Source organism: Pontibacter akesuensis (genome assembly GCF_001611675.1).
GTDB lineage: Bacteria > Bacteroidota > Bacteroidia > Cytophagales > Hymenobacteraceae > Pontibacter > Pontibacter akesuensis.
Window position 1 is genome coordinate 4,112,565 of record NZ_CP014766.1, and the last position, 12,121, is coordinate 4,124,685.

A 12,121-nucleotide genomic window follows, 5' to 3' on the forward strand; every position below is an offset into this window, starting at 1 on the left:
AAGCAGTCAGCACTAATGCTTAAACTGGATCTCGTAAATGTTGGGCCACATCTTGCCCGTTACGTAAATCTTGTCCTTTTCCGCATCCCAGGCAATGCCATTTAGTTCGAGCGCATTGGGGTTCTTGTTGGCGGCATCCTGGGCAAGGGCCGTCAGGTATAGCTTTCCAACAATCTGGCCGCTTTTCGGGTCAATCTTCACGATGGTGTTGGTGGTGTACACGTTGGCGTAAATGTAGCCGTTGATGTACTCCAGCTCATTAAGGTTTTTTACCGGGCCGTTGTTGTCGTAAACGCCTACTTCCCTTACTTTCTCAAACGTTTCGGGGTGCAGGTAGGTCAGGCGGCTGGTGCCGTCGCTCATGATCAGGTGCGTGCTGTCGGTGGTCATGCCCCAGCCTTCCTTGCTCGGAAACGTGAATTCCTCCAGCTTCTCAAATGTATTCAAATCATATACAAAGCCGGTTTTGGCTAGGTACGTCAATTGGTACAGCTTGTCGTTCAAAATTACAATTCCCTCGCCGAAGTATTTGTCGCGGTCCAGCTCCACCTTGGTGTCGATGTTACCCGTGTTCATATCCACAATACCCACCAGTGATCTTGTTTGCGGCAGGTCCGACGGAGACCCGGTGCTCTCGAAGAGTTGTCCCTTGTGCACCAGAAACCCTTCGGTAAAAGCATTGGTGTCGTGCGGGTATACTTTTGCCACGCCGTAGTTTATCTCGGCAGGAGCGGGGCCATACACGCTGTTTCCGTTCTCCGCAGCCTGGGTAGCTGCCTTTTCGCTTTCGTTGCCGCAGCCTGCCAATGTGCTCATCGCGAGTATGGTGGCTGCCAGTAGGGTCGTGTTGATGGTTCTCAAGAGTATGTTGATCGTGATTTACCTTATTTTATACGAATGCTGCTTTTGACTTTCCTGTGCCCTGCTGCAGCTATTGCAGGATGAAGTTAAGCCAATTGCAGTTAATTTAAAAGCTGATGGTCTTTTTGTGTGATTGGCTGGTCATCAGTCTGCAGCTTATACTTGCTAAACACTTGTCTTTTTCCATTTCCCCTGCCTGAAAAACCACCAGCTGACAAGCGCGTGCAGGGAGTGGCAGCAGGCGATGGCGATAAAAACACCCGTGGCGGCAAGTTCAAAATAAATAGCCAGTGCGTAGGCAAGCGGCAGCTCGACCAGCCACAGTACCACAATGTTGATCAAGGCTGGCGTCCGGGTATCGCCGGCGCCGTTGAACGCCTGCACCATCACCATGCCCAGGCCAAAGAAGATGTAGCCCAGTGTAATAATTTGCAGGGCTTCTGTGGCGATGCGAATGACCTCCGGCTCATCTGTAAAGAAGCTGGAGAGGTGCTCTCCAAACACAATAAAAATAAGAGTGATGGCTGCCATGAAAATGACGTTGTAACGCGCCGTCAGCCACACCGCCAGCTCGGCTCGTTTGGCTTTCTGCGCCCCCAGGTTTTGCCCCACCAGCGTTGCCGCCGCCGACGAAAGTCCCCAGGCGGGCAGCAGCGTGAAAATAATGACGCGGAAAGCAATGGTGTAGCCCGCCAGCGCATTGCTGCCAAACTCTGAAATAAGCCTCGTCAGGAAAATCCAGCTGGCCGAGTCGATGAGGTACTGGCCTACGCCGCCTGAGGAAAGTTTCAGGATCCGGACAATAATGGCCAGGCTGATGCCCAGGTTCTCCCGCCCGATTTTGAGCAGGTGCTTTCCGTTGAGCAGGTGATACAGTTGGTACACCACACCCAAACTTCTTCCTGCTGTCGTGGCCCAAGCGGCACCTTCCAGACCCAGGCCTTCTATGTTACCCACACCGAAGATAAGCAGCGGGTCCAGGATGATGTTGGCGCCGTTCGAAAGCCAGAGCGCGCGCATGGCCAGGTGCGGCTTGCCGGCACCACGAAAGGCACCGTTGATCAGGAAAAGCATGATAATAGCGAGGTTGCCGGCGAAAATAATTTGCGCGTACCTAACGCCTGTGGCCAGAATTTCGGGAGAGGCTCCCATCAGCGCCAGCATTTCCGCCGCATAATATGTAGCCACACCGCCCATCAGCAAAGCCAGCGCCACGCCCGTCACGATCAGCTGAAACGTGATGGTGCCGGCCTCCCGGTAGTTTTTCTCCCCAACCCGCCGCGCCACCATGGCCGTTGCCGCAATGCTCACACCCATGCCCACGGCATAAATGATCATCAGGATAGACTCGGTCAGGCCCACGGTGGCCAGGGCATCCGGGCCAAGCCTGCCCACAAAGAAAATATCCACGATGGCAAACAGCGACTCCATCAGCATCTCCAGGATCATGGGGATGGCCAGCAGCACAATGCTGTGCTTGATACCAAGTGTGGTATAGTCCTGCTCCTTGCCTTTTACGGCAGACCACACGAGCCGCAGAAATGCCTTGAAGCTGTTCATGGGTAGGAGAAAAATTATAGTTACATGCTACTGCTTCAAGCGGTACTCATCTACAAAATGCGTTCCCAGTCTGTACGACAAGCCGACTTCCAACATCAAGCCAGTGGCCTCTTTCAGGTTAAAGAAAACCGGCCGAACCGCACCATGCACATTCAGGTAATGGTTGTAAAGAGTGGGCGCACCATAGTAAAACGACGCCCTGTCTTTGCCTAGTTTGATAAGGTAGTTTACAACCACTCCCGGACTAAACCCTTTCAGCTGCACCCAGTCTTCGTCTTCATACTCCAGTTTGGGTGTTACGTTTTGTACGGCGTAAGCCAGCTCCAATTGCGCGTTAAACTCCGTTCGCTCTTTTTCTGCAAATGCTTTGTTCGCGGCAACGCCTAGCATCAGCATGGGAGGAGCGCTGTTTTGTTCTCTGCCGGAGCTGATCGGGTAAGGCTGCTTCAGCTTGTTTCCATAGAAGCTCATAACCATGCCTCCTCCAAATCCTTTCTTCCCGGTAAACATCATGTCAAGCTTCATGCCGCCACCCGGCTGCAGGTACTCATTCGGTTTTCCTAAAAAGGTATTGGCCACAGCTCCCATCAGAATATCCAGCCGTTGCCCCGACTTGTGAATGTACTCAAAGTCTTCGTGGGCTCGCGTTTTGTAATGCACATAGCGCTCTTCAGCTGCTGCAGGCTCGTAGACTGGCAACTGGAACTGTAGAAAGTATAGCGCGCTCTCCTTCACTCCGTTTACTGTGCGCGGGTGGAAAAGCGGTATATTGGCTGCAGCGGACCGCAGGCTATCCAGAATGGCGGCATCCGTAGTTCCTTTTATGTCTTCCAATGTAGGCAGGCCCTCCTCATCAATAAAGAAAACCAGCTCAATCTCTTTCTGCTGCAGTAGCTGCTTTTGCGCCTCTGAGAAGTTAATTTTGTAAAAGGGCAGGGCAACCTTGCTTGTTCCTCCAATCGGCTCAGGCCCATAGTTGCCGATACCTGTCTGGGCATGCCCCTGAAGCGCAGCCAGGCACAGGGCTGCCGCGATAATGGTAGACTTAATCATCTGTAAAGTAATAGTCGATGCTTGTTTTCGAGCGCGAAGCTAAGTCATATTTTTAGAATAGCAGATTAAATATCAGCTAAGCGGCGGCATATTGAGCTACACATAGCAGCAGGTAGGGGAGTGGACACTACCCCACCGCAATCTTCAGCACCACCTTCCGAACAGTATCCTCCGTCGCCATGGCCGCATGAGCATCATCAGGATAAAAAATGGTGAAGGAGCCGGCAGGCACATCAAACCAGTTGCTTGTTTTGTCGGGGAAAAAGGCGGCGTCGCGTTCTTCAGTGTAGGGATCGTTGGGGGGGCTGCATTGGGCGAGGTCTTTCCAACCCATGTGGTCGGTGCCGGAGATCACGTATTGTATGTCGATGTACTTGCGGTGCACCTCTAGTTTGGCATCCTGCTCAGGTATGCCTTTCCCTTCTGAGATGATGGCAAAAAGGTCTCTGCCCACAATGGCCCGCTGGCCGATGGGCAGCGCCATCAAATCCGACTCCTGCAGAAAACGAAACGCCTGCTCAAAAAGCGGGTGCATGGAAGTATAGCGCGAAGCGTTGGCGAGTTTGTCGAGAACCATGTCTTTTGAATTAAGAATTAGAAATTATAAATGATGGGTTTGGAGGTGTGGGTTTCAACCTGCTTTCATAAGTATAAAATCGTGCGTCTTGCTACGTGCTTCGTGCGTTGCAAATAAGTATATAGAAACGAACAAAACACACCTGTATACTTGTTATAGTTATTGCTAATTTTGCAGTAAATTAAGAGATAACCTTTGATCTATCCAGAAAACTTTGAAATAAAAATAGGGTTTGCACAGGTGCGCGACATGCTCTCTGAGCTTTGCCTTAGCCCGCTGGGCCGCCAGTACGTAAACCGCATGGCTTTCCTGAACCGCCACGATGTAGTGGAGCGATTGCTGCAACAAACATACGAATTTAAACAACTGCTGGAGGCGGACGCTGAGATTCCGCTGCAGCACTACTACGATGCGTCTGCTTACCTCGACAGGGCCGCCATTGAGGGTACTTACCTCGAGGTGCTGGCCTTTTTCGAAATCAAGATGTCGCTGCGCACCATACGCGACTCGCTGCGCTTTATTTCCGGCGCAGAGGAGGGGCAGTACGAGGCACTGAAAGCCCTCGGTGCCAACGTAACGGTGGAGCGCTCGCTCATAGCCGCCCTGGATAAGGTGGTGGATGATACCGGTGCCGTGCGCGATGATGCCACTCCGGAGCTGCAGCGCCTGAAGCGGGACCTGATCTCGCAGCAGGGTGCCTTGCGAAAAACGATTTCGTCTATCATGCGCCACGCCAAAAACGAGGGATGGACACCCGCTGATGCCGAGCCGACCATACGTGGGGGCCGCCTGGTGATTCCGGTGATCGCCGAGTACAAGCGCAAGGTAAAGGGCCTGATTCACGACGAGTCGCATACGGGGCAGACTGTGTACATTGAGCCGGAGTCTATCTTTGGTCTCAACAACGACATCAAGGACCTGGAGAACGCGTACCACCGCGAGCTGATCCGCATCCTGATGGGCCTGACCAACACGTTGCGCCACCATGTGCCGGAGCTCCGCAAGGCCTACCAATACCTGGGGCTGCTGGACTTTATCCGGGCCAAGGCGGTGTTCGCGCGCCGTGTGGAGGCGAGTAAACCGAAGTTGCACAACTACCCGCTGGTTAATTGGAAGCAGGCCATTCACCCGCTTTTATACCTGGCGCACCGGCAACTGGGCAAGCCTACCGTGCCCATGGATCTGGAGCTAAACCGCGACCAGCGCATTTTGCTGATATCAGGCCCCAACGCCGGTGGTAAATCGGTGAGCTTGAAAACAGTGGGACTGGTGCAGTACATGCTGCAGTGCGGTATGCTGATTACGGCAGCGGATGGTTCTGAGGCGGGTATCTTCCATGATATCTTTATCGATATCGGGGATGAGCAGTCTATCGAAAACGACCTGAGTACCTACAGCTCGCACCTGACCAACATGCGCAAGTTTGTAACGGTGGCCGATAAAAAAAGCCTGGTGCTGATTGACGAGTTTGGTACGGGCACAGAGCCGGTGCTGGGCGGAGCTATTGCCGAGGCGGTGCTGCAAAACCTGAACGACAGCAAAGTATACGGCGTCATCACCACGCACTATACTAACCTGAAGAACTATGCTGAGCGCACACCGGGTATTGTGAACGGTGCTATGCGCTATGACCACAAAAACCTGCAGCCGCTTTATCAGTTGGAGATCGGCAAGCCGGGTTCTTCGTTTGCCATCGAGATTGCCCGCAAAATCGGGTTGCCAAAGCACATCGTCGACAAGGCCAGTAGCCTGGTAGGCAAGGATAAGATCCGCTACGACCGCCTGCTGGAAGAACTAGAGACCGAGAAGCAGGAGTTGGAGCAGAAAGTGCGTGAAGCCACGAAGCTGGAGCAAAAGCTGGCGAAGTCGGTGAAGGAGTATAATGAGCTGCGAAACTTCCTGGAAGAAAGCAAGCAGGACGTCATGCGCGAGGCCAAGGGCAAAGCCAAGTTGTTGCTGAAGGATGCGAACCAGAAGATCGAGGCGACCATTCAGCAGATAAAGCAGAGCCAGGCCGAGAAGGAGCAAACCAAGGCAGCCCGCCGCGACCTGGAGGAGTTTACCAAGGAGGTGCGCAAAGAGGAGCCACGCCCGGCGCACAAGCGCATCGCCAACGGCACTATTAAGCCCGGCGATAACGTGTCGCTTATAGGGCAGGACTCTTACGGACAGGTAGTGGGCATCAAAGGCAAAACCGCCGAGGTGCTGTTCGGTGGCCTCAAAACCATCGTGAAGGTAGACAACCTGGAGCGGGTAGAGGGGCAGATTCCGCAGAAGCCGAAGAAATCCAAGATGGAGACTTCCGGCAACTACAACCGCGGCATGAACATGACCCAACGCATGGCTGACTTTACAAACACGCTGGATATCCGGGGCGAATACGCTGAGGACGCGCTGAACAAGGTGATGAACTTCACAGACGAGGCACTGATGCTGGGTATTCCGGAAATTAAGATCATCCACGGCCGGGGCAACGGCATCCTGCGCCAGGTAGTACGCGATTACCTGTACTCGGTGCGCGAAGTAGCCAGCCTCGGCAACGAGGTGGAGGAACGCGGTGGCGACGGCGCGACACTGGCCGTGCTGAAGTAAGTATAAATTATAAGTATAGAAGCAGGAAAGGCTCCCGAATTCGGGAGCCTTTCCTGCTTCTATACCTGCTTAAGTTGGGTTTTAAGGTGGCCTGATGCTGCATAACCCGTTCCTTTAAGGGAGGGAATATTCTCATACAAGTAAAAGGGCCCCTCGCCCCTTGGGGAGAGGGCTAGGGTGAGGGGGGCATACACAGGCCACTTTACTTTGGCAGCTGCAGTCACAGGCCTCTGCGAGCCCGTCGGGTTACAAACCCGACATTATACTTAAACACAAGTTTAGAAACTTGCGCCAGTTTTGTGAAACTGCCCTTTCTCAGAAGGGCAGGGATGGGATACCAGTAGCCACGCAAAAAAAACTAACGTACTGCCCTGATCTCGGCATCAATAGTTACTCCATCCAGCGAGAACTCTCCTTCCATATGCAGCTCTGAAGCCGTCAGCTTGTTTAGGACCAAAGTGGTTTCATCTGCTGTGCCCTCATCTAGTATAATGGATTTCTCATCGTTCGTAAACTCCCAGGTACCGGTCTCGGTGTTTGAGTCGTCATCGTCGTAGGTGAACGTGTAGGTGCCGTTGTCGTCAAAATTAAGTGTGGCTTGGGTAACATCATACCCAAACTGCGACTTGGCAGTCCCTGTAAAATCAGAGCCATTGATAAAGATCTTATCGCCGGTCCACATGCCGCCTGTCAGCAGCTCGGTGTTAGAAGGCGCTGGATTGTTATCATCATCGTCGTCATCGCCGCAACTGGCGAATGTCAGCATCAGGAGCGATGCGAAGAGCAGTGGGAACAGCTTGAACTTCTTCATAGGATTAAGCATAGGGTTTAGTTATTTATGAAAGTGTAACGTTGCCACAAGTATGGCTGCTGCTAAGAAAGGCACTTTATGAAAAGTCTTTTCCAAGGAAAGCCACCGGTGTTTTAAGTTCTAAGTAAAGCAGACTTATCAGGATACGAAATGCGCGCAAATAAGTCTTTTGCAGACGATCGGATTGTGGTAAAAGAAAGCAGCTAGTCTATAAAATGAGCACGACCAGCCATAAACCAGCAATACCCTTTTTTATAAAATGCTTATTATCAGCTATGTAATTTATAAATGCTAAAATATTTAGTATAAAATATAGCTTTTGCTAATATTGTTCGTAAACTAGCAGCATGGAAGCAAAAATTATACAAATGGAGCCCAGCCCGAAGGTGGTGCAGTTGAGTGAGGTAGCAGCTGACTGCATGCTGTTGTTTGCCTCTGCCGTTCGCGCGGGCTTCCCGAGTCCGGCCACAGATTACGAGGCGGAGCCCATCGACCTGAACGCCTACCTCACCCAGAACCCAACCTCCACTTTCCTAGCCCGTGTGGAGGGCGACTCGATGATCGGGGCGCACATAGAGCCCGGCGACCTGGTGGTGATCGACCGCTCGGTAAAGCATACCAGCGGCCGCATCGTGATGGCTTTTATAGCCGGGGAGTTCACCATCAAAAGGTTCATGCTCAAACCCGATGGGGCGTACCTGGTACCCGAGAACCCGAAGTATGAAAGTATAAAAGTGAGCGAACCGGACATGGGTCGCATCTGGGGTGTGGTAGTGGGCGTGGTGAAAAAAGTATAAATGCCGATGGAGACTACGCGATTTGCCCTGGTTGACTGCAACAGCTTTTATGTATCGTGTGAGCGCGTGTTCCGGCCTGAGCTGAACGGTCGCCCGGTGGTGGTGCTCAGCAACAACGACGGCTGCGTGATTGCCCGCTCCAACGAGGCCAAGGCGCTGGACATCAAAATGGGCACGCCCTACTTTCAGATGAAGGAACTGGCAAAGCAGGAGCGGGTGGAGGTGTTCAGCTCGAACTATGAACTATACGGCGATATGTCGCGGCGCGTGGCCAACACGCTGGCGCAGTTCACTCCGAACCTCGAGATTTATTCCATCGACGAGTGCTTTATGGACCTGAGTCATCTGAAGCCGGAGGAGGTAGCGGAGTATGGAAAGCAGATCAAAAAGACAGTAGAGCGCTGGACAGGTATTCCGGTATCGGTAGGCGTGGCCTGTACCAAAACGTTGGCAAAGGTGGCCAACAGGCTTGCGAAGAAAAGGGTTGGAGCAGATGGCGTGCTGGTGCTGGAGAGCAAGCAGGAAACAGAAGAGGCGTTACGCCAGACAGAAGTAGGGGATGTGTGGGGCATCGGCCGACAGCACGCCAGGCGCCTGCAGCAACTCGATGTGCACACCGCCTGGGACCTGCAAAAGCTGCCGGAGGGCTGGGTGAAAAAGCACATGGCTGTAACCGGGCTGCGTACCCTGCTGGAACTGCGCGGCAAGCCCTGCCAGGAGTTAGAGATAGAAGCTCCCGCCCGGAAAAATATCTGTACCTCACGCTCCTTCGGCAGGCCACTCACACAGCTAACCGATATCGAAGAAGCACTGTCGACGCACACGGTGCGCTGCGCCACCAAACTGCGGAAGCAGGGCAGCTGTGCCTCCAGCCTCACCGTTTTCCTGATGACAAACCGCTTTGCCGTAACCGAGCACAATTTCTGCAACAGCCGCACCAAACAACTAGCAAGTCCCACCAGCAACGAGCTCGAACTGCTGCGCCACGCCATCAGCCTGTTAAGGGTAATGTTCCGCGCGGGCAAGCGCTATGTTAAAGTCGGCATCATCCTAAACGACCTGGTACCGGCATCTGAGGTGCAGCTGGATCTGTTCAGCCACCAGAACGACGAAAAGCAAACCAAGCTCATGCACACGCTCGATACCCTGCGGCAGCGCTTTGGGCACCACAGTTTGAAGTATGCCGTGCAGGGGGCAATAGACGAAAGCAACAGGCATAAAGAGGAGCAGCAGAAAGCGCCCTGGATGCTCAGGAAGGACCACATTTCGAGCTGCTATACTACAGCTGTGGAAGAACTGCTGGTTATCAGAAAATAAAAAAGCCACCCTGTACTGGAGTGGCTTTTTGTGCTTATTAATTAAACTACAAGTATAGCTTTGTGAGTTTTATACCTTCTTTTTGGCCGGTGCTTTTTTAGCTGCCGGCTTTTTGGCAGCAGGCTTTTTAGTGGTAGCGGCTTTAGCCTTCGCTTTGGGGGCTGCCTTTTTCTTTTCAGCGGCTGGCTTATCGGCGTCAGTGCCTTTTTTCTTGAAGCCGCCGCGGCCTTTTTTCTCCGGAGTGGCGTCGGCAAGTGCCACGCACTCCTCCAGCGTCAGTTCGCTCGGCTCCTTGTCCTTCGGAATCTTCACGTTCTTTTTGCCTGCCACAATGTAAGGACCGTAGCGCCCGTTCAGCACCTGGATGTCCGGGTTTTCCGGGAACGACTTGATCAGCTTTTCGGCGTCGGCTTTGCGCTTGGCCTCTATCAGGGCTACCGCTTCCTCGGCCGTCACCTTCAGCGGGTCCAGCGTTTTCGGGAGCGAATAAAACTTGCTGTTATGGCTGATGTAAGGACCAAAGCGACCGATGGCAGCTTTCATCTCTTTGTCTTCAAACACGCCTACAATGCGTGGCAGCTTAAACAGTTCCAGCGCATCCTCCAGCGCCAGGCTCTCGATGAACTGGCCTTTGCGCAGGCTGGCGTATACTGGTTTTTCACCCGTTTCCTCGTTCTCCTCACCCAGCTGCACATAAGGGCCGAAACGGCCGAGCTTGGCAAGTATGGTTTTGCCTGATACGGGGTCTTTACCCAATTCTCTCGCACCCGATACATCCGCCCGGTTAATGCTCTCGCTTGACTCGATGCGCTTGTGGAACTTCTGGTAGAACTGGTCCAGCATCGTTTCCCACTCTTTGGTGCCGTGCGCGATCTCATCGAACTCAGCTTCCACGCGTGCCGTGAAGGAGTAATCAATTACGTTCGGGAAGTGCTCAATCAAGAAGTCGTTCACCACCATGGCCGTATCCGTCGGGAAGAGCTTGTTTTTCTCTGCGCCCGTGATCTCGGTTTTGGTTTGGGAGGAGATATCATCGCTTTTCAGCGTCAGCACCCGGAAATTACGTTCTTTGCCTTCGCGACTGTCCTTTTCTACGTACCCGCGCTTTTGCACTGTCGAGATGGTAGGCGCATAGGTAGACGGGCGTCCGATCCCGAGTTCCTCCAGCTTCTTCACCAAACTTGCTTCGGTGTAGCGGGCGGCAGGGCGGGAGTAGCGCTGGGTGGCCAGCATCTGGCGCAGGTTTATACTTTGGCCGATGCTTAGCGGCGGCAGCATACCCTTCACTTCGTCGTCGGCTCCATCCTCGTCGTCGTCTTTCGACTCAATGTATACTTTCAGGAAGCCCTCAAACTTGATCACCTCGCCTGTGGCCTGCAGTTTTTGCGCCGGCTGGGTAGAGATGCCGATGGTAACAGTGGTTTTCTCGATCTCGGCGTCTGCCATCTGGGAGGCAATGGCGCGTTTCCAGATCAGCTCGTACAGGCGCTGCTCGTTGCGGTCGCTGCTGCCCGTCATCAGGGAGAAATCAGTCGGGCGAATGGCTTCGTGTGCTTCCTGCGCACCGGCAGACTTGGTTTTAAAGCGGCGTGTTTTCACGAAATCCTCTCCAAAGGCACGGGTGATTTCGCGCGTAGCCCCCTGTATCGCCTCATCAGACAGGTTTAGGGAGTCGGTACGCATGTAGGAGATCTTACCCGCCTCGTACAGGCGCTGTGCCACCGTCATGGTTTGGGCCACCGAAAAGTATAGCTTGCGGCTGGCTTCCTGCTGCAGGGTAGAGGTGGTGAACGGCGGAGCAGGGCTGCGCTTGAGCGGCTTTTTCTCCAGGTTCTCTATTTTATACTCAGCGCCCACGCAATTTTGCAGAAAGGCCTGTGCTTCTTCCTCAGTCTTGAATTTCTGTGGCAACTCGGCCTCCAGCGTACGTCCCTGCACATCAAAGGCAGCGGTAATCCGGAACGAAGACTCGGCGTTGAACCGCTCTATCTCGCGCTCGCGCTCCACCACCAGGCGCACCGCCACCGACTGCACGCGTCCGGCCGAAAGGCCTGTTTTAATCTTTTTCCAGAGCACCGGCGACAGCTCAAAGCCCACCAGTCGGTCAAGTATGCGACGTGCCTGCTGCGCGTTCACCAGGTCCATGTCAATGCCACGCGGGGTGCTGATGGCATTAAGAATAGCGCTCTTGGTGATCTCGCGGAAAACGATGCGGCGTGTTTTGGCATCGTTCAGGTTCAGGGCTTCGCTCAGGTGCCAGGAAATGGCTTCTCCCTCACGGTCGTCGTCCGATGCGAGCCACACCATCTCGGCCTCCTTGGCCAGCTTGCGCAGCTGCGCCACCACGTCCTTTTTATCGCTGGAAATAACATAAGTTGGTTTAAAGCCATTCGGTATGTCGATGGCGTTATTATCTTTAGGCAAGTCGCGCACATGCCCGAAGCTGGACTTTACAATAAAGTCTTTTCCTAAGTATCCTTCTATCGTTTTTGCCTTTGCAGGCGACTCTACTATGACTAAGTTTTTTATCATCCTATGAAATTAGAGGCGAGT

The 12,121-nt window shown here is 53.4% G+C and carries 9 protein-coding genes; 3 read left to right on the plus strand and 6 right to left on the minus strand.

Features of this window, described 5'->3' with window-relative positions; genetic code table 11:
* Nucleotides 1-12: 12 nt before the first annotated feature.
* The 4 genes from A0W33_RS17405 to A0W33_RS17420 form a co-directional block, all read right to left on the minus strand.
* Nucleotides 13-861 carry a glutaminyl-peptide cyclotransferase gene (locus A0W33_RS17405; RefSeq protein ID WP_139237075.1) on the minus strand — a complete coding sequence of 283 codons (849 nt, stop codon included), beginning with the start codon at nt 859-861 and terminating at the stop codon, nt 13-15.
* Nucleotides 862-1,026: 165 nt separating this feature from the next.
* Nucleotides 1,027-2,421, minus strand: a complete 1,395-nt coding sequence (locus tag A0W33_RS17410) for an MATE family efflux transporter (RefSeq protein ID WP_068839372.1) — start codon at nt 2,419-2,421, stop codon at nt 1,027-1,029.
* Between the two features lie 27 nt (nt 2,422-2,448).
* Complete coding sequence (locus A0W33_RS17415; RefSeq protein WP_068839375.1) at nt 2,449-3,474, minus strand: hypothetical protein; 1,026 nt, start codon at nt 3,472-3,474, stop codon at nt 2,449-2,451.
* A gap of 127 nt (nt 3,475-3,601) precedes the next feature.
* On the minus strand, nt 3,602-4,051 hold the full coding sequence (locus A0W33_RS17420) for a YhcH/YjgK/YiaL family protein (RefSeq protein ID WP_068839376.1): 450 nt from the start codon (nt 4,049-4,051) through the stop codon (nt 3,602-3,604).
* 195 nt (nt 4,052-4,246) lie between these two features.
* Here A0W33_RS17420 and A0W33_RS17425 point away from each other — a divergent pair, with 195 nt between their 5' ends.
* A complete protein-coding gene (locus A0W33_RS17425) occupies nt 4,247-6,643 on the plus strand; it encodes an endonuclease MutS2 (protein WP_068839377.1) in 2,397 nt (798 codons plus the stop codon).
* Between the two features lie 358 nt (nt 6,644-7,001).
* Here A0W33_RS17425 and A0W33_RS17430 read toward each other — a convergent pair whose 3' ends face one another.
* Entirely contained in the window at nt 7,002-7,466 is a 465-nt protein-coding gene (locus A0W33_RS17430) for a lipocalin-like domain-containing protein (protein WP_172798135.1), read from the minus strand.
* 335 nt (nt 7,467-7,801) lie between these two features.
* On the opposite strand from A0W33_RS17430, the gene A0W33_RS17435 reads away from it, so the two are divergent.
* Both A0W33_RS17435 and A0W33_RS17440 read left to right on the plus strand, forming a co-directional pair.
* Nucleotides 7,802-8,251, plus strand: coding sequence for a LexA family protein (locus tag A0W33_RS17435; RefSeq protein WP_068839379.1), 450 nt, complete (start codon nt 7,802-7,804; stop codon nt 8,249-8,251).
* A 6-nt stretch (nt 8,252-8,257) separates the two neighbouring features.
* Nucleotides 8,258-9,568, plus strand: a complete 1,311-nt coding sequence (locus A0W33_RS17440; RefSeq protein ID WP_082815398.1) for a Y-family DNA polymerase — start codon at nt 8,258-8,260, stop codon at nt 9,566-9,568.
* A 69-nt stretch (nt 9,569-9,637) separates the two neighbouring features.
* Here the strand turns inward: A0W33_RS17440 and topA are convergent, their stop codons facing one another.
* On the minus strand, nt 9,638-12,100 hold the full coding sequence (topA, locus tag A0W33_RS17445) for a type I DNA topoisomerase (RefSeq protein ID WP_068839384.1): 2,463 nt from the start codon (nt 12,098-12,100) through the stop codon (nt 9,638-9,640).
* Between the last annotated feature and the right edge of the window lie 21 nt (nt 12,101-12,121).

Coding starts and splice junctions, on each gene's coding strand:
- A0W33_RS17435 (WP_068839379.1), top strand. CDS start 7,802: ATGGAAGCAAAAATTATACAAATGGAGCCCAGCCCGAAGGTGGTGCAG.
- A0W33_RS17420 (WP_068839376.1), bottom strand. CDS start 4,051: ATGGTTCTCGACAAACTCGCCAACGCTTCGCGCTATACTTCCATGCAC.
- A0W33_RS17430 (WP_172798135.1), bottom strand. CDS start 7,466: ATGCTTAATCCTATGAAGAAGTTCAAGCTGTTCCCACTGCTCTTCGCA.
- A0W33_RS17440 (WP_082815398.1), top strand. CDS start 8,258: ATGGAGACTACGCGATTTGCCCTGGTTGACTGCAACAGCTTTTATGTA.
- A0W33_RS17410 (WP_068839372.1), bottom strand. CDS start 2,421: ATGAACAGCTTCAAGGCATTTCTGCGGCTCGTGTGGTCTGCCGTAAAA.
- A0W33_RS17415 (WP_068839375.1), bottom strand. CDS start 3,474: ATGATTAAGTCTACCATTATCGCGGCAGCCCTGTGCCTGGCTGCGCTT.
- topA (WP_068839384.1), bottom strand. CDS start 12,100: ATGATAAAAAACTTAGTCATAGTAGAGTCGCCTGCAAAGGCAAAAACG.